Source organism: Spirosoma sp. 48-14 (assembly GCF_001898575.1).
Lineage (GTDB): Bacteria > Bacteroidota > Bacteroidia > Cytophagales > Spirosomataceae > Spirosoma.
In genome coordinates this window covers 27,785-46,290 of sequence record NZ_MKUD01000044.1, presented here as the reverse complement: position 1 = coordinate 46,290, position 18,506 = coordinate 27,785, and the positions used below count along the sequence as shown (strand labels likewise).

Here is an 18,506-nt window from a genome sequence, read left to right as displayed (position 1 = left end):
CCGCCAGCATAATGGGCTTGCGACCAATTCGGTCCGACAACCAGCCGAAAACAACGAAGAATGGCGTTCCCATCAGCAGCGCAATCGACATCAGCCCATCCGACTGCATGGCATCGACACTACAAACCGTCTTAATAAAACTCATGGCATAAAACTGACCTGTATACCAGACCACACCCTGACCCATAGTAGCCCCGAAAAGCGCCAGCAGTACAAATTTGAAGTTGTATTTATTACCAAAGCTCTCTTGCAGGGGATTGGCTGATGTTTTCCCTTCGGCTTTTGCCTTGGCGAACAGGGGCGACTCGTGCATGTTCTGGCGGATGATGTACGACACCGCGACCATAATAATCGACACCCAGAACGGTACCCGCCAGCCCCAGTCATCGAATGCTTCTTTCGACAGCGAAACGCGGGTAGCCATAATCACCAGCAGCGAAATGAACAGCCCTGCCGTCGCCGTTGTCTGAATCCAGGAAGTCCAGTAACCGCGTTTTTCAACAGGGGAATGTTCGGCGACGTACGTAGCGGCTCCACCGTATTCACCGCCCAGGGCCAGTCCCTGCAACAGCCGCAGAATCAGCACCAGTGTCGGAGCCAGAAATCCAATGGTCTCGTAGCTGGGTATCAGACCAATGGCAAAGGTAGCACCACCCATCAGCAGAAGCGTGACCATGAACGTGTACTTACGCCCGATCAGATCGCCCAGACGCCCAAAGAACAGGGCACCAAAAGGCCGTACCACAAAACCAGCGGCAAACGTAGCCAGTGTGGAGAGGAAAGCAGCCGTTGGATTACCTTCGGGAAAAAATTTGGTAGCCAACACGGTAGCCAGCGAACCGAAGATGTAGAAGTCGTACCACTCGATGAGGGTACCAACCGACGACGCACCAATAATGCTAACTAGCGAGCGGGTACTGGCAGTCGAGGTTTTTGGGGATGCAGGCGATGCAACCATATGCGATTAGTGTATTTAAGGGGTTAAGGAACGATTCGAATTGGATTTGACAATGAGGCTGGCTATTGATCAGGCAGTTTCCGTATGCGAATTAGCAAAGCCTTGGGAAAGAGTCAACAATTGCCGGAAATTGTTCTATTTTCTGTCGTAAATCAGAAAGCGAATGTAGTGGTTAGCAGCAGACGCGAGTTGGAAATGGTTTCGACACTAGTTACCCGAGCATCGGAGTTCGAGGTGCCATACCCGGCTGCCGTGTATTCATACTCGGTGCCTAGTTTGAATTTACCCGCTATGAACTCGACGCGGGGCGCAATCCGCATCAGGTTGTCGATACCCCCACGACCCGTTATGCCGATACCCCGGCCATAGGCAGCAATCGCGTTCGGATCGTTGCCGGAATTTTTAGAGTAACCAACAAACAGACCCGGTACTACTTTTTTGCCATTTCCGTGAATTTCTGCCCACATCGACGTGATTTTGACGGGCTTGTACGACGATTCGATACCGTTGGTGCCGTAGGCCAGAAATCCACCCAACATCACATGGTCGGTCAGGTTAGAGCCCGATACAATTTCGGCTTTAAAGGTGGTTCGGCTGCTGACCACTTTCAGGTAGCCCATGATGGCGGTGCTACCCACGGTAGCGTTCAGTTCCTGAAGGGTAGTGCCGCTGCCTACCGATAACCGGGGCCGAATCACCTTATAATCGAAGGCAATTCCAGCCAGTACTTTCTCGCGTTTCAACTGAAGCTGAGCGTGCAGATTTGGAACAGAAGTGTTGCGGAGGTATTCAGACGAACTGCCGTTGATACCCGAGTTGGTAAAATCGCGCTGGGCAATGGCCGCTACAATCAGATGCCAGTCGGCATTCAGGTGTTTGGTCAGGCGAACCTGCGGGCTGCGGTTAAACGGCTGGAAGGGAATACCCGTGTTGAAATTGACAACGCCCGGAAAACAGTCTGTCACAAACATCGGATGCCAGAACTGGCCAAACGCTAGTTGCGTTTTGGCCCAGTCCAGCTTTGCCCAGGCGTGGCGCAGCCGTACTCCCCCAACGGCTGCGTCCGACGGCCCGAACCATTCCATTTCCAGTAAACCGGATGTTTTGGCGCCCCAGGCATCAGGTCCGTTGAACGCTACGCCCAACCGGCTGTTGATACCCAGCATGTTTAAATTCGATACGGCATTAATGTCGTTGCCATTGATGTCGAGTTGTTTGTCCTTGGCCCAGAGATCGACCGAGGCTTCGCGCAGGTTTACGGTCTGACGTGAATCCCAGGATACATCGTTCCGCACGAAGCCGGTAAACTTAACGGAGAATACGGGTGTTTCGGCTGGTTTGGCCGATGCGGGGGTACTAGTCGGAGCAGTCGTTGCCGATACGGTAACCGGAGCGTTAGCCGCCGACGACGCCATGGGGATCATGGTTGTGCTTCCCGTTGACTGTGGGCCCGTATTGGTTTGAGCCCGGACGGGTTGCGTGAGGCTGGCGCTTGCCAGTGCAGTAGCGCCAGCCCACAGCAAAAGGTTTGAAAATGTATTCATTAGGTCAGGAAGAAGTTTAGGTTAAGCGATTCAAAACTGCTTCTGATTGACCGATGTACGCAACTCGATGATGTGGATATGCTAAATTCCTATAGAAATGGCTGTGGCAGGTTAAAATTGACTAATTCAGGGTAAGTAAGTAGGGGCAGTATGGTTAATCCCGGAAGCGCTCCCACTTGATGAGCATGAACTTATCGCCCAATTCGGTGATGATCATCCCGGCCCCTTCCACATTGTCCTTGTTCGTAATGAACTCGGCTAGCTCTTTGTGATTGAGGATTTTATAGGTGGGGTGATAGGTGTTTTTTTCGGGTACTTTGATCTGGTATTTCTTGACCCAGTTCATCACCGAAACATGGCTAATGCCCAATAATCGCTCAATTTCGCGGAAACTGACTCCTTCGATATATAGCTGAAGGGCTTTGATGACATAGTAGGTACTGATACCTTTCCCGACTTTATCGACCGTAAAATTATAGTTGCACTGTCGGCAACGGAAGCGCTGTCGTTGGTTAATGATGCCGTTACGAACGGCTTCGGTCGAATTACATTTGGGGCATTTGGGAGCGGCCATACACGGTATCTATCTCAATTTAGCAAATATATAGTAAGTTAGCAGAATAGGATAAATATTTCCGAAAATAGTTATAGTTGACGACGTTCTGTACCGTTGTACCTTTGCAACATGGCTTTTATCCAAACCGATACGTTCACCCTGCGTGGCTATGAATGCGATGCCTTTGGGCGTATGAGTATTCCGGCGCTGATGAACCAGATGCAGGAGTCGGCTAACCGAAATGCACTGGATTATGGCATTGGCATTGCCGACCTGGTAGGGCGCGGCTTTGGCTGGATGCTGATGCGGTTCCGGCTGCGCATTCACCAGTATCCACGATATGGACAGACCATTCGGCTGACGACTTATCCGACAGCCGTTGAGAAATACTTTATCTACCGTGATTTTCAGGTTCGGGCCGAAGATGATACCTTATTGGCTGATGCCACTAGTACCTGGCTTGTCTTTAGTACCGAAAAACGGACGATGGTGCCTATGCCTGATTTTATCCGTAGCCTGACACCGCCTTCCGGGCCAGAACCGCTACCCCGGCTTTCCTCCAAGCCCGATTTTCAGACGATCCCCTTCGTGCCTGATCTTGACAAGACGGTTGAAGTAGGTTGGTTAAGTATTGATCAGAACCACCATGTCAATAACGTAGCCTATGTAGGCTGGTTGCTCGAAGCCGTTACAGATTCCTGGCTACAGACGCGGGAATTAGCCGAAATTGATTTAGTTTACCGTACAGAAAGCCACTGGCGCGACCAGCTTCGAATCGAACTGGCAACGGAAACCTCCGATACGCTGTTACACCGGATAAGTCAGTGCGATTCAGGTAAAGAAGTGCTGTTGGCACGAAGCCGGTGGCGGGATAGTGAATAGATAAACTCGACACCAGAAAACGTAGGTATTGCTGCACCGAATGGAAAAGAAACGAACAGTTGCTGAACCCGAAACGCATAAGGCCAAATTCATTGCCCTGAGCGAAAGCATTATTGACAAGATAAAACGGGGCGAATTGCAGCCGGGCGACCAGATTCCATCGGAAAACGAACTGATTAAAACCTACCATATCAGCAATACAACAGCCCGGAAAACCTTGCTCGAAATTGAATCCAAAGGATGGGCCCGGCGGATCAAGGGTAAGGGTACGTATGTACTCAATCGCACGGAAGATCACCACCTACTACGGACGCTGGGGTCCATCTACGCGACCCGGCGCGGGTTTCACGATAGCTTGATTGCGGAAGGGTTTACGCCTAAGAATATTGTCCTGGAAAAGACGATTCTACAGGACGGCATTTCGTCGGAAATCAACGGGCGACATTTTATTATCGATGGGCCGGTGATGAAGTTGCACCAGCTTCGCTATGCCGACGAGTTGTTGATCAAGGATGAGGTGAAATACATTTCGCTGACGTTATGCCCCAAAATCAATCGGCTGCCTACCGAGATTTCGTATTTCAAAGTCTACGAAGACAATTACCGACTGAAAATAGCAGAAGTTCAGCAAACGCTGGGGGTGAAAATTCTGGAACCCAACACCACCAATTTTGATTTGAGTAAACCCACTCCCGTTTTTGTGCTGGATAGTGCGGTGATCTGTACGGGCGATCAAATCGTCGAGATCGAGCAGTCATACTACCACGGTGATAAGTACAAATTTGCCGTTATCGCCAACACTGAACAGCTTCAGCGGCCTGCCAATCCGATTACTTCCTGAACCATTTCAGCAACTCACCCACGATAATCTCATGTCCGGCTTTGTTCGGGTGGTTCACGTGCGACATGTAATTTGTCAACTCACCCCGTTTGGCAATCTGTTTAAAGACTGAGTAGGGATCGGCCAGGCCCGTATGGTATTGATCAGCCAATTGTTTGATGAGTTGTGCGTAGGGTTCCAGTGGGTTTTTGTCATCGAGTATGTTCAGCCGCTGGTCGGGGGAGGGGGTAAGCAGAATAACGGGTATGTGTTGAGCCTGAGCTGATTGGATCATTTTCTCCCAAGCCTCCCGGACTTTATTGATGTCGGAAAAGCGGTCGTTGAGGGCGTAGTCAATGAACAGCACATCAGGTTTATGAACGAGCACGTCTGACTCGAACCGGGACTGTCCTTTAATGGAATTTTCGCCCCCTATGGCCGTGACAATCACGTTAATGACGGCATATGGATACCGGGCTTTTAATTTAGCCAGCAGGAGATTGGGGTACGATTCCAGGGTATGGACTTCGTGGTCGTGCCAGTAACCGGCTGGTACTGAGTGCCCATGAAAGACCAGGTTGATGGTCCTGTTTTTCGGCCAGACAGCAGTTAATTCGTTTTTGACAGTCGTTAAATACTGCGTTGAATCAGCTTGTTGCGCCAAACTGATGGTGGACAGCTTGAATAAACTTGCTATCAGGAGCAGTGCTTTCATTATAAATTCTGTCATATTTATTCAGCTATGTTCTCAAGAAACTCAAACAGGTAAGCTTCTTTGTAGTCCACTTCAAATTTTTGCAGCATGAGTCGGTATTCGTCACCAAACGATTTTCGTCGGTGATGTTCTTCCTGTCGATCAATGTAGCGAATCACATCGGCGCGTTGCGAACGACTATAGGAAAATGCACCATACCCTGCTTGCCAGCTAAATGGGAAGCGGGATAGCCGGTTGGTATTGATATGTTTGTTCGATGACGTCTTTATCTCTTCCACCAATTTGGGTAGTAACTGAGCAGGATTATAACCAATGAAAATGTGAATATGGTCGGGCATCCCATTTATAGCCAGTAGTTTATGATTATGGTTTTGCACGATACTGGTAATGTATCGGTATAATTCTTCCTTCCAGCTTTTCTCAATCAGACTCTCACGACCTTTCACTGCGAATACTAATTGTATGTCAAGTTGTGTATATGTATTGGCCATATTTTATTGGGTTTTATAATTAATTTAAGGCTATCGACGTTGCGCCCCGCTGGGGCTTTTAGGTTGGGGCGTAATATCGATAGCTACCGACATTGTGCCCCTCCGGGGCTTAACTTTGTCGTTTAGACTTATAGTTTGTATCAATGGCTCGTGAAGAATATAATGTCGACGAAAATAATTGGTATGTTATGTGCTAAGCGCCAGAGGAGTTTAATGCTAATAGCTGCCATGTCCATTTTTATGTATAAGCCCCAGCGGGGCATAATGTCGGTAGTTTTCATGACCCTACACGCCTACCAAGCCCCGTAGGGGCGCAATGCCGGTAGCTATCTTTTATTGAATTCTTGCCATCAATATCTTCACCGGTCCCAGCAATCCCGACTCAATGAGCGGAAGTTCTCCCCAGGGAACCAGGTTTTTGTTGGCTTTGGTGATGTTCGTTTTTGTAAACGTCTCCCCCGTCAGGGCATCGCCCGTTAATCGGTTCGACCAGGTATTGGCCACCTCCACTTTCAGTACGTTGGAACCGGGCTTGATCGCATCCGTAATATCGACGCGGTAGGGCGGTGTCCAGACGATGCCTAGCGGTTTGTTGTTCAGCCACACCTCACCAAGTTTCGAAACCCGACCCAGGTCCAGATAAAGTCGCTGTTTTGTACTCACCACTGGTTTATACTGAAAGGTTTTCTGGTAAGTGGCAATGCCCGAAAAATACTTGATGCCTTTCTGTTCCGATTGAGTCCAGGAAATCAGCTTAGGAAACGTAGCCGATGTTGGAGCGCCCCAGCCTTTGGGAAAGCTAAGCTGCCAGGGGCCGTCCAGCGCCATGATGGAAGTCGTGGATGCCGGATGTTGTAGTCCTGTAGCCACGGTTTTGGCGACTGTGGGCGTTGGCGTAAAGACAACGAAATAGGCGCCAAAAGGCGGTAACGAAACCGGAATTTTGGTACGATTCGTCTCTTGTTGATACGCAGAAATGGCACTGACTTCGCCCGTTACAGGATTCCAGAGTTCGGGTGTTTTGGCCGTTTGCCGAAAGAAACAGTCTTTCGAAACCCAGCTATTGGTCGTATTTCGGATCAGGTAAAAGTCCAGGCCGTTGTGTTGATAATGAATGTGGTCGATGGGTGCATGCCGCTGATCGGCTGTTTGCCCGGCATAACTGAAGTCGGGTCCGATAGATAGGGACTGAAGGGTATTGAGCGGAGAATCCGTTGCTTCCACCAGTTTGGCCCCTTTGGTCGCTAACAGCTTGAGCTTTGCCCGTACGGCTGGTGGCGTTTTTCCTTCGTTGCCAATGTGAAGAACACGATATTGGCCAACCCCCGGCAGCACCCATTTTCCGTTTTCGACCGTCAGGTCTCGTAGCAGGACTTCCGTGTTAATGACCTCGTAATCGTAGCCGGGCCCAACAGCAAAGCGGGTGTTTTTGGGCGGTATCAGATTCGGAATGTTGTCGCCATAATAATGAAGCACATCGGCCACGAAATTCGTCTTTTGCAGAATGTATGAGACGCGGGCTAGGTAGTCATTGAACGGTTTGACTTTGGGCCACCAGCCGTTTCGGTCGTTGTAATGGGTACCCGCAAAATATGCAATACCCGGATAACCCATGCCCGACGGATTGTGCGTAAACCCATGAATAACCAGTCGGTTCATGCCTTCGCAAAAAGCCCGGTCGGCCAGGGGTTTCAGGTCTGAAGGGCCTTCCTGCCAGTCCCAGTAACTGGTAAACGACTCTTCTTCGACGATGCCGCGTTTGTAGATGTGCGATGTGGCTGCAATCTCCTTCACCAGATAAATCATGTCGACCAGGCTATCTTTATCAGACTCCATAAAGAACTCCCGGTTATACCAGTATTCTCCGCGAGGAACGTCCAGTGCTCCCAGCGCTTTCAGCGTTTCGACCGGAATGTGATGCAAGTGACCCGGCCCGCCCGATTCCGAAATGATCTGTAAACCATGCCGGTTGCAGATTTCCTTTGCTTTCCGATAATGGTTATTGATCATTAGTTCCGACAGCGTATTGTCGAAGTCGAACTGAAACGATTTTGCGAGTTCGGGTCGATACCAGTCTTTGTTGAAAATGGCGGGCAGAAACTTATAGAGGTCGTACCCATGCAGTTTCCGGAAAGCGGCTGGCAGGGTCGGCGTCCAGGTAAATTCCTTGGCTTCGTAACTGGCCAGGTATAGGTTTTTCAGCGGGCTTTTGCTGAAATCGCCGAGCAAAGGTTTCAGGCGTTCGATGAAGTACATCACATGCATCCGGGTTGCCGTCGAATCGAAATGGTCGATGATTGGCCCAACCGAATGTGGTGTCGGACGAATCAGTTGCTCACCCGAATTGGAGCAGATGTACCGATAGATGTCCCAGTTTCCAGCAGGTGCTTTCCAGGTTAGCTGTTCGGTTTTTGGGTCGAAAAAAGCGGATATGTTGCGGATGTTTGTCGTATCCAATTGGGCATTTTGACCAGCGGGTAGCGCGATTACGGCAATTTCTTCATAATACGCAGGCTTGCCATCGGGCCGATACGCAATGGGTCGCTTATTGCCTAGTCGGTCGGGCGTAATGGTCGGGAAAGGCAATTTAATCGACGATTGGTCACCTCCTTTCGTGGTAACTTTCGAGAAGTATATGGTTTTGGCGGCATGCTGTGGTTGTACCCAACTGCCACCCGCATTCCAGCTACTGGCCAGATTCAGCCCGACCTCCAGTCCTAGCTTACCGGCTTCCCGGATGGCCATCGCAATGGTTCTTACGGAGGTATCGCCCATAAAGGCAGGCCCTGCCGGAATCATCCGGTTGGCATCGCTGGCAGGGGGAAGGCCGATCTCAAAAATATCGACACCACCCATTCCCGCTTTTTTAATGGCCTGGAGCTCTTCTTTCAGCCGAACCGTATCGACATACCCATTCAGCCACCACCAATACACTTTGGGCCGGGCGTGGATGGGGGGATTTTTGAACCCTTCTTTCAGTGATGCATAGATAATTGTATCGGCTTTCGGAATGGGCTTCTGAAACAAACCCATAGCCGCAAACAACCCAATAACTGGAAGTGTAAAAATGAATTTCATGACCGGGAGAATTTTTTAAAATTTGTGGTGTCAGATGCTTTCATCTGACAGGTGAGGTTTCTCAAAACCTATTGCCTTATTCGGTTTTAAGAAACCTCACCTGTCGGTTATTAGTAACCGACACCACAGTAACCGACAGCACAGAGAAGATCTGAGTAAATCATAAGAATCATAATAATCTGTCGGGGCCGCTCGTGCGGTTCTATTTTCACCAGAACACCACCAAATCGCCGGTGGCGTGTTCAACGACATAGTGATTACCGTACTTCTTATCGCCGGGCTTGAAGGCAGCCTGTGGCTTTTTCCCCCATGGATAGCCCGTATTCGCATACACATGAAGCCCCTGGTCAGTAACACCTTCATCGGGGTAAATACGTACCGTAGCGTTTTTGAGGCCCGTCAGTCGTACACAGCGTTTCATGTGTTGAACCCCGGACGTCATTTCCTGACAGGAGACGATGCCATCCGGCTGCTCTACAAAAAATCGGCTTTCCTTATGCCAGGCTTTTGGTAGGTTATAGACTGAGTATCCGTTTGTTAAATCGGTTTCGTAGCCGGTCAGTAGTGGGGCGCCCTGCGGCATTTTGAAGCGGTGCGTAACGGTTGTGTTCGGGCAATAGCCAGAGAAGAAAAAACCGTTACTGCTACGGGAAATAGCCAGAACCGGGCTCTTAACGGATGGGTTTTTCTTATCGACGCGGTAGTCCAGTCCAAACTCGTTCAAGGCGTATCGCATCAGTAACGGGCCGGTAAACAGTTGTTCGGGGTCGTCGGGCGTCAGGAGCTTTCCTCCGGTAAATTTGCTGGAATTGGTGCCCCGTACATAAGCTACTTTGCCGCCTTTCCACTCTGGTTTTTCGCGTACCCACACCACATCACGGCTGTTGCTGCCCTGCGTCATTTTCGCCAGTACCTTCGTGCCCGCGTCGGCTTTGTTTTTTACCTGCGTAGCGACACCACCGCCCGAAAACAAAGCGCGATGGGTAATCTTATCAGGATAGGGCTTGTCCAGCTTATCGAAGTTGATGCTTGAACTCACCTGGAAATCGCCCTCCAGCGCCGACGTATTTTGCAGATTCAGCAGATTCATAAACGCAGCGCCCGCGTGATCGGCAGGGCCATATACCAGCAGTTTACCGCCATTCTGCACAAAGTCGATCAGTGATTTTTCGAGCGATGAATTGGCTTCAGGCACAATCGATACCAGTACCGACTCATTGAAATCGGTTGGTTTAGAAGCCACCACTTTCTGGAATGAATTGGTCGACAGGATGGTGTTGAGCGGAAAGCCGTTGTTGATGGCCTGACGAATCAGCCAGTCGCCATAGTAAATTTCGGGCAGGCGTTTCCCATCCTTATAAGCCCAGGTATGGTATTCCTCGAACGGATACACCCAAACGAGTGGCCCCGGTGCCGTTGGCGAATCATAACGGGCTTTCAGAATGTGCGGTGTTACCTCGTCGGGCACCTGTGCAGGCATTTCACCGTAGGTATTATCGGCCGTCAGGAAATTCAGGTGTGTGGGTAGTTTAATCTCTCCTTTTGCGTTGATTCGCGCAACGGCCATCGGCAGGTAAATATCGTGCGGTTCCTGTCCGTAGCGGTCAAGCCAGGGGCTGTTTACCCACCAGGGGTCGTGCGTGTAATAGCGAAACAGGTAGCGTTCGTCGGGCAGCTCAGCCATTCGCGACATATACCCCACCATTTCGAGTCCAAAATCACCATCCAGTGCCGCCCAGGGCGAGTTGGGGGGAGGTAGCATGTTGTAATGTCCACTGTAAATCTGCTTCAGGTCGACACCATCACGGGCCAGATCGGCACCCGTAGACAGGTTAGTACCCCGTGTCTGAATCTGAAAAGCAGGACATTCTTTCCGAAACAGGTTCCAGAATCCCGCAATCAACTCACGGGTGTTTGCTAATTTTTCGGACGCAAACGCTTTCCCGTCGAAAATGGCACCTGTCGATGACCAGCCTTCTACCCCGAACCCAAACCCGTTGCTGAGCCAGATGTAATCATAACCCAAATCGGTCAGAAAATGCTGGCTCTGACGACCCAGAAAGGTACCGAAGGGTGTATTAGCCGGAATGCCTTTCGGAAAGCCTGCATACGCCTGATTGTCAGCATTCAGGGTTGAGTAGCAACTGACCATCGTTTTATGGCCCATGGCATTGCCGCCCAGAATTTCGGGGTGTTTTTTGTACTTGAAGTCTGAGTGAGCAAACTCTGGTCCCGGATCGAAGGTGGCGCCAATACGGATGGGTTTCCCCGTAATGCGTTGGCCCGCGTCTTTCAGCGACTGGATGATGTATTTGAGGTCGCCGTAGGTAAAAGCGGGTGGGTTGTCCATGTACAGGAGCGCACGCTGGTGGAGCGACAGGTCGGCCGGGCCTGATCCTACTTCGTGTTCGGTATTCGGATTGCCCATATACTTCGCCCATTCCAGCGGCTGATTCAGCTTTCCCGTATAATCCAGAATCTCGGAGCCGTCGGATGTCCAGAGCATCACCGACACCGTATCCGTATGCCGCAGCAGCGATGACCACTGCGTAAACAGCTCCGTTGCCACCTGCCCGATATAGGCTTTGTCGGCTTTTTTGAATGGCTTCAGCGACAGTTCCAGCGTGATGGTATTGAACGGCTTACCCCGCAGCGTCGAATTGTCCAGATTAGGCGTGTCGGTACTATAGGTAAAGCCAAAAATGGCAATACTTAAAGTGCTGAGAAAAGTTATGAGTTGCGCACGCATGGTTTAATGGATTTATTGCTGTAGCGTGGGTGGAAACCCGCGATTATGAACTCAGATCGCGGGTTTCCACCCACGCTACGTTTATAATCAATACCCCGGATTCTGCTTCAAAGCCGGATTGAGGTCAATTTCGGCCTGCGGGATTGGGAATAGCAACTCGAAATCCTGTACCGAAAAGTTCAGCTTCTGACTGGCATAATGGGCATTCAGCACGGTCTGAGCACGTCCGGTACGAACCAGATCGAACCAGCGATGGCCTTCGAACAGGAATTCAGTACGTCGTTCGCGTTCCAGCGCCAGCCGAGTATCCGCTTGTGATAGTCCAGATAGCGTCGGTAACTTAGCCCGTTGACGTACCTGATTCAGATAAGGCAGCGCATCGGCTGGTTTACCTTGTTCATTCAACACTTCGGCATACATCAGCAACACATCGGCATAGCGGAGAATCGTGAACGAAACCGCACCGTCGGATAAATCAACGGCCTTGAAGTCAACGAATTTTAATCCATAGCGGCTGTACGATTTCTTGCCCCCAATCAGCGTGACGGAATCATTGACCGAGATTGCTTTGCGCGCATCCCCCGTTTCATAGGCTTTAATCACATCCAGCGTCGGCACGATCCGACCTGATCCCTGCAAATTATTCGGAAATATAGCCATGCTTGTAATGGCTGGTGTGAACAACGCCGAATAGTTGTTGCCCAGCGACTGCCCCGACAGATAATCTACTTCCAGAATTGTTTCGGCCAGGTTGGTATTGCCGTTCGTCGACAGGGTTTTATAATCAGCTACTAATGAATATTGCTTCGAATCGATCACTTCCTTCAACTTCGTACCGGCCAGATCATAATTCTGTTGGGTCAGATACACCTTGCCGAGTAACGCTTTCACCGTCATCTGTGAAGCGCGGGTCTTATCGGCATTCAGGGTAGCTGGCAGCAGACTTTCAGCACTTGTCAGGTCGGCCAGAATCTGTTTGTAGACGTCCTCTTTGGGCTTCAGTGTCAGATCAGCCGAAGCTACCTGTGCCGGGCTGGTAAAGGTCGTGTTCGTAATCGGGACATTGCCGAATAGCCGAACCATGTAGAAATAGCTGAACGCCCGCAGAAACTGTGCTTCGCCTTTGATCCGGTTCTTGGACGTCTGGTCGAAGTTTACCGCATCGATCCGGTTCAGGATGTTCGAACTCTGCGAGATCGTATACAGGCATGTACTCCAGACACCCCGAACAAAGGCGTTGGTTGGCGTAACGGCGTTCTGATCCATCTGCATCTCATCGGCCGAGGGCGACGACCACTGAATTTCGGTATTGTCGGTCGTTAGTTCGGTCATGTACAGTATGTTGCTGGTGCTATAGAGCCCTCGGAAGGTGCTGTACACACCTGCCAGTGCCGTTTCGAAGTCGTTCTGGTTCTGGTAAAAGCTCTGATCGCTGATCTGATAGGCTGGTTTCAGATTCAGAAAATCATGGCAGGAAGTTAAGGTGGCCGTCAGGAAAAGTATGGCCAGGATTTTCGTTTTCATGAGATCTAAAGAGTGAAAGAGTGAAAGAGCGAAAGAGTGAAATTGGACGTCACGGGCCGTCCCGCGCCGAAGTAGAGTGACTAACGATTTTTTCGCTCATTCACTCATTCGCTCTTTCGCTCATTTAAAAGGTCACACGCAGGCCAATTGTATATGTCCTTGGGTTCGGATACGAGAAAAAGTCGACACCACTTTTCGCCAGATTGTCGCCACCTGTGCTGCCTTCAGGGTCGTAGCCCGGATACTTGGTGAAGGTGTACAGATTCGTTACATCGGCATAAACCGAAAGGGCCTGTAGCTTCAGTTTGCCAATCACCGCTGTCGGGAAGGTGTAGGATAAGTTTACATCCCGGATGCGGGTATAGGACCCGTCGAACAGGTACTTGGTCGTTCCGGCGCTGAAACCAAAGGCATAGTCGTTGCGAATCGCCCGTGTATAAAGACCATCGCCCGGATTTTCCGGCGAGCGCCAGCGGTTGGCGATAGCGGCTAACTGATTCTGCACGCCCGCGTCGTTGAGCGAAACTTCACCCCCCTGAAAATAAATCTGATTGCCGTACGAGCCATTCAGACTGACACTCAAGTTGAAGTTCTTAAAACTGAATCGGTTGCCGAAACCCCAGGTAAACTTCGGCCAGGGTGTACCAACGATGGTTTTGTCCGACGTGTTGATCGTGCCATTGCCATCCACATCCTGATATTTGTAGTCGCCGGGTTGAACGCGTGGGTTCTGGATCGGGCTTTTGCTGATTTCTTCCTGCGTCTGGAAAATACCCAGAATATTCAGGAGCCGGAAGCTGGAAATGGCATAACCCACCTGTGCTACCTGATAGTCGGACGTGACAATGCGGGCGGCATCGGAATTAAGGGCCGTGACTTTGTTCCGGTTCCAGCTAATGTTGAAATCGGTGTTCCACTGGAATGGACCTTTCACAATATTCTGCGAATTGACGGTCAATTCAAGCCCTTTATTTTCAACCTCGCCAATATTCTGAACCGAACTGCCGAAACCTGAGGCCGCTGGCAACGTGACGTTTAGAAGCAGATTCTTTTTATAGGCCCGGTAGGCATCGATGGTAAACGACAGGCGATTCTGGAACAACGAAAGGTCCATGCCGAGGTTGGTTTGCACCGACTGCTCCCAGGTCAGTTGGTCGTTGGCCAGACTCGTTGGTACAATACCCGACACAATTTGCCCGTTCGATACGGTTCGTGATACGCCTAACAAACCTTGCGTAGCATAGTTAGGAATCAGGTTATTACCCGCAATACCGTAGCTTGCCCGGAGTTTCAGATCGCTGATCACCGAAATGGGTTTCATGAACGCTTCGTCCGATAGTCGGTACGCCAGCGAGAGCGAAGGGAACGTCCCCCAGCGATTTTTGGCGCCAAATCGGGAACTGCCGTCGGTTCGAATGGTTGCCGTGAGCAGGTATTTGTTGGCGAAGCCGTAGTTGACCCGTGCCAGCCACGACATAATGGCCCATTCGCTTACGTAGTTGGTGCCGTTGGATACCGTTCCGGCCGAAAGGAAGGGAACATAGTCGGTCGAAAAGCCCGTAGCCCCCGCCTGTAAAATCTCGTCGGAGCTTTTCTGGATCGTATATCCTGCCAGGGCGTCGATATCGTGCTGGCCGAACTTATGGCGGTAGTTGATGGTATTTTCGTTCAGCCAGTTTAAGCTCTTGATCTCAGTTGCCCCGGCGGTTGCCGCCCCCGTCCGACTCGTTGCCAACCCTACCTTCGATGATTTCCACAAACGGGTAACGTTGTTGGAGTAGTTGACACCGACGGACGTTTTCAATACAAGGCCGGGCATCAGTTCGTATTGCAAATAGTTGTTTGTGAATATGTTCGAGTTGTTTCGTTTGTCTGAGAACTCGGCAGCGATCACCACCGGATTTTCGACCGGAATACCCGTCGGGCTGGAAAATTCGGAATAGGGCGTACCATCGGCATTATACACCGGAATGGTTGGATCACTGGCGAGGGCTGCCGAAATCAAGCCCCGGTATTGCAGGTGTCCTTCGGCGCGGGCGAAATTTCCATACGAATGAGCACCCGAAAACGAAGCGCCGATTTTAAGTTTCTCGGTCAGGTGGGCGTCGATGTTCGTGCGAAGGGTAAACTTGTTGAAATCGGAACCAATGATGATGCCTTTGTTCGTAAAATAGCCGCCCGATACGTAATAGCTCACATCCTTACCCGTTCCGCTGGCCGATAGCTGGTAGTTCTGAACCATCCCTTTCTGGAAAATAACGTCCTGCCAGTCGGTGCCGTAGCCCTGATCGGCAAATTGGCCAGGGTTACGAAATTCGGGTTTTACCTGCGTGGCCGTACTCCGAACGCTATTGGGGTCCGACGCTTTTCCGCCAGCAAATACCCAGGCATTGTCGCGCCCTTCGGCTACGTATTCCGCGTACTGGCGAGGGGTGAGCAGTTTCATTTTCTTCGCCAGTTCCTGCATACCCGTCGACTGCTCGAAGCTGATGGTGGGTTTGCCGAGTTTGCCCCGTTTGGTGGTAATAATGATGACCCCGTTGGAACCACGCGAACCGTAAATTGCCGTTGCCGATGCATCTTTCAAGACCTGAATCGACTCAATATCAGCGGGATTGATGATGCTCAACGGGTTGATCCGGTTGACCGAACTACTACTCGCAATCCCGCTGGCCGAATACGAGTTGGACGCATAGTTGCTTAAATCCGACCCGCCACCGCCTGTACCAATGGCATAGCCATCGACCACATATAACGGTGAGTTACCACCTGTGATGGAGCTAATACCCCGCACAATCACGTTGACATTACCGCCCGGTGCGCCCGAGGTTTGGGTGATCTGGACACCCGCTACTTTCCCCTGCATCATCTGATCGACGCTTGTGGCCGACGGAACAGGTACCAGATCTTTACTGGTCAGATTGACGATAGAGCCTGTCAAATCCTTTTTTCGCTGGGTACCATAACCCACCACGACCACATCCTGCAATTGTTGCTGGTCGGTTTTAAGCGCTACGTTAAGTTGTGAACGATTGCCTACGGCAAGTTCCTGAGGGGCATAGCCAATGAAACTGACAACCAGCGTCGCATTGGGGGAAACGTTAATACGGAAGTTGCCGCTGGCGTCCGATGTGGTTCCGTTGGTGGTCCCTTTTTCGGTTACGGTGGCTCCTACAAGAACGTCACCGTCTTCCGACGTGGTGATTTTACCACTAATCGTCACTTTAGAAGATTGGGCAAACCCAACCGTAACAGCCAATAGGCTCAGCATACTGCCAATCACTAAGAGTCGCAGTCGATGGAATATAAAGTGGTCCATGAGTTAATAATTAAGGTTTAAGAACGGTTGTAATGAATAATGATTAATGCAAAATGGATAATGAAAAATGTATAATGGATTTGAGGTATCTGTATGATATTCAGATAGATACTTGGGGTTGTTTGTTGTGCATTAATCATTGTCCATTATACATTCTTCATTATTCATTAGAAATAATGACTGATTCGACTTTGAGGTAGTCGGCAATTTTCTGGATGGTCTTGGCATGGTGCCCAACACCCAGCGCGAAGTGGTGCGTTGGGCCTTCGCTAATCCAGCGTTTCAGGAAGGTGCGAACGTTGGGTTTGAAAAAGCCGCGCGTATTGGTATTGCCCGTTGGGGGAATCGGCCCGGCGATCGACTCGCCTTCGGCAATCACGAACTTCATTTTGCCTTCGTAGGTCGAACTGATGCTGAGCATAGTAATCGGCCCTTCCTTGATCTTGAATTCTACACCAGCGCCAAAACCGGGTTTGCCATGGTATTTTTTCAGACTGCGCAATACCGGCTGACCTTCGGCAATGGCGATGTTATGCGGCCCGTCGTGCCCGACCAGGACGAAATCCTCCTTGAAATCGACCGGGTGAAACTCTGCGAAGCTGCCGCCAATACCCAATCGTTCCATGATGAGCATGGCAATGCAGGTTTTCAGGTCCGATTCGCCACACATCGGAAAACCTGCACCTTGTAACAGCGAGTTGCCGACAATCAGGTTTGACATCACGACGCGGGTGTCGCTTCCCTCCGGGCCATCGTAGTAATAGGCCAGCCCATCCAGTTTTTTAGCTTTGATGAATTTTTCCAGGGCTACGGCAGCCTGGGCCGCAATGTGCAGATCGGAGTCGCGTAGTTTTTCAGAAATGGGGTCCGAAACAGGGTCGGGGGTGTCAAAATAGGCCAGAATTCGCTCTTTAATGGCGTCAATTTCGGGCTCTGTGGCTTTCTGGTATTGCGAAACGATCTCATGCGCTTCGCACTGGACGATATGTGCCCCAAAATGCGCCGTAAGCATGGTCGAATCGGAGTGCATATCGAGCATGGCCTCAATCGGGTGACCGATATGGCCGATCCGCGCCGTTTTCAGGTCATGCAATACGGCAGCAATGCGGCAATATTCTTCAATGTCGGCATCGGCAGCCGGGTCGTCGTGCAGGGTTCCGATGATCATCTGGGGCACTTTCTTACCCATCCGAACGGCTACGCCCGCAAACTCCGGTAGTGAACAGATGTCGTCGTTGTACAACTGCATGTACGTGGAGGCACGGCTATAATCCATCGCCTTATCAGGCTGAAGGGCTACCAGAACAATCGGAACGTCGATGCTTTTGATGATGACGCCAAACGTACTCGAGGTGGCGTAAGTGAGCATATCGCAGAAGATAAGGTCCAGATTGGCCGCCTGAAGTTTCGGAACCATTTCATACGCTTTCGTTGCATCATCAACGAGCCCCAAATCAATGATTTCGGCTGTATCGAGCGCTTCAATCTTGCTGATGAAAACGGCCTGTTTTTGCATCATGTCGTCTAGCAAGCCCTCGAACTGCCCCCAGTATTTGAAATAACCTACGCCGAAAACCCCAATGCGAGGGCGTGTTTTCTTACGTTTTACCCATTCTGCTTGCTGCACTGCCAAACCATTTGGAGATGGATTTTTCATAATATTCAGTTTATGCCTTTGTATAGTTAACTTAGTGCACTAAGTTGATTTTGCGGGTAATGATCCTACACTTTTTCTGTCATCCCGACGCAGGAGGGACCTCGAATTTCCTGACGCTTGAGGTCCCTCCTGCGTCGGGATGACAGAAAGAGCCTAAGGTATTTCGATAATCAGCGTGTTACCTGGACAATTACCAACCATCATTGCCCAGGT

At 50.5% G+C, this 18,506-nt stretch carries 12 protein-coding genes; 2 read left to right on the top strand and 10 right to left on the bottom strand.

Going from position 1 to position 18,506, the window contains the following annotated elements:
* The 3 genes from BGO59_RS21830 to BGO59_RS21820 form a co-directional block, all read right to left on the bottom strand.
* The coding region (locus BGO59_RS21830; RefSeq protein ID WP_293686716.1) for an MFS transporter at nucleotides 1-958 on the bottom strand (958 nt) is incomplete at its 3' end.
* A 152-nt stretch (nucleotides 959-1,110) separates the two neighbouring features.
* Entirely contained in the window at nucleotides 1,111-2,502 is a 1,392-nt protein-coding gene (locus BGO59_RS21825; protein ID WP_293686714.1) for a DcaP family trimeric outer membrane transporter, read from the bottom strand.
* A gap of 154 nt (nucleotides 2,503-2,656) precedes the next feature.
* Nucleotides 2,657-3,076 (bottom strand): IS1 family transposase, encoded by a 420-nt coding sequence (locus BGO59_RS21820; RefSeq protein WP_293686712.1) that lies wholly within the window; start codon nucleotides 3,074-3,076, stop codon nucleotides 2,657-2,659.
* A gap of 111 nt (nucleotides 3,077-3,187) precedes the next feature.
* On the opposite strand from BGO59_RS21820, the gene BGO59_RS21815 reads away from it, so the two are divergent.
* Together BGO59_RS21815 and BGO59_RS21810 are read left to right on the top strand one after the other, a co-directional pair.
* Nucleotides 3,188-3,940: an acyl-ACP thioesterase domain-containing protein gene (locus tag BGO59_RS21815; RefSeq protein ID WP_293686710.1), complete on the top strand. Its 753-nt coding sequence runs from the start codon at nucleotides 3,188-3,190 to the stop codon at nucleotides 3,938-3,940.
* Nucleotides 3,941-3,980: 40 nt separating this feature from the next.
* On the top strand, nucleotides 3,981-4,781 hold the full coding sequence (locus BGO59_RS21810) for a GntR family transcriptional regulator (protein WP_293686708.1): 801 nt from the start codon (nucleotides 3,981-3,983) through the stop codon (nucleotides 4,779-4,781).
* Here BGO59_RS21810 and BGO59_RS21805 read toward each other — a convergent pair.
* The 7 genes from BGO59_RS21805 to BGO59_RS21775 all read right to left on the bottom strand — a co-directional run bounded on the left by BGO59_RS21805 (nucleotide 4,771) and on the right by BGO59_RS21775 (nucleotide 18,293).
* Complete coding sequence (locus BGO59_RS21805) at nucleotides 4,771-5,490, bottom strand: GDSL-type esterase/lipase family protein (protein ID WP_293686706.1); 720 nt, start codon at nucleotides 5,488-5,490, stop codon at nucleotides 4,771-4,773. The two genes, BGO59_RS21810 and BGO59_RS21805, sit on opposite strands and share 11 nt — an antisense overlap.
* Nucleotides 5,491-5,492: 2 nt before the next feature.
* Nucleotides 5,493-5,966 carry an IS200/IS605 family transposase gene (gene tnpA / locus BGO59_RS21800; protein WP_293686704.1) on the bottom strand — a complete coding sequence of 158 codons (474 nt, stop codon included), beginning with the start codon at nucleotides 5,964-5,966 and terminating at the stop codon, nucleotides 5,493-5,495.
* A gap of 333 nt (nucleotides 5,967-6,299) precedes the next feature.
* The gene (locus tag BGO59_RS21795) at nucleotides 6,300-9,044 is read right to left on the bottom strand and encodes a glycosyl hydrolase (protein ID WP_293686702.1); all 2,745 of its coding nucleotides are present in this window, start codon (nucleotides 9,042-9,044) and stop codon (nucleotides 6,300-6,302) included.
* Between the two features lie 208 nt (nucleotides 9,045-9,252).
* Nucleotides 9,253-11,793: a hypothetical protein gene (locus BGO59_RS21790; RefSeq protein ID WP_293686700.1), complete on the bottom strand. Its 2,541-nt coding sequence runs from the start codon at nucleotides 11,791-11,793 to the stop codon at nucleotides 9,253-9,255.
* Between the two features lie 87 nt (nucleotides 11,794-11,880).
* The gene (locus BGO59_RS21785; protein ID WP_293686698.1) at nucleotides 11,881-13,317 is read right to left on the bottom strand and encodes a RagB/SusD family nutrient uptake outer membrane protein; all 1,437 of its coding nucleotides are present in this window, start codon (nucleotides 13,315-13,317) and stop codon (nucleotides 11,881-11,883) included.
* Nucleotides 13,318-13,441: 124 nt separating this feature from the next.
* On the bottom strand, nucleotides 13,442-16,636 hold the full coding sequence (locus tag BGO59_RS21780) for a TonB-dependent receptor (protein ID WP_293686696.1): 3,195 nt from the start codon (nucleotides 16,634-16,636) through the stop codon (nucleotides 13,442-13,444).
* A gap of 160 nt (nucleotides 16,637-16,796) precedes the next feature.
* Nucleotides 16,797-18,293 carry an L-fucose/L-arabinose isomerase family protein gene (locus BGO59_RS21775; protein WP_293686694.1) on the bottom strand — a complete coding sequence of 499 codons (1,497 nt, stop codon included), beginning with the start codon at nucleotides 18,291-18,293 and terminating at the stop codon, nucleotides 16,797-16,799.
* Nucleotides 18,294-18,506: the final 213 nt, after the last annotated feature.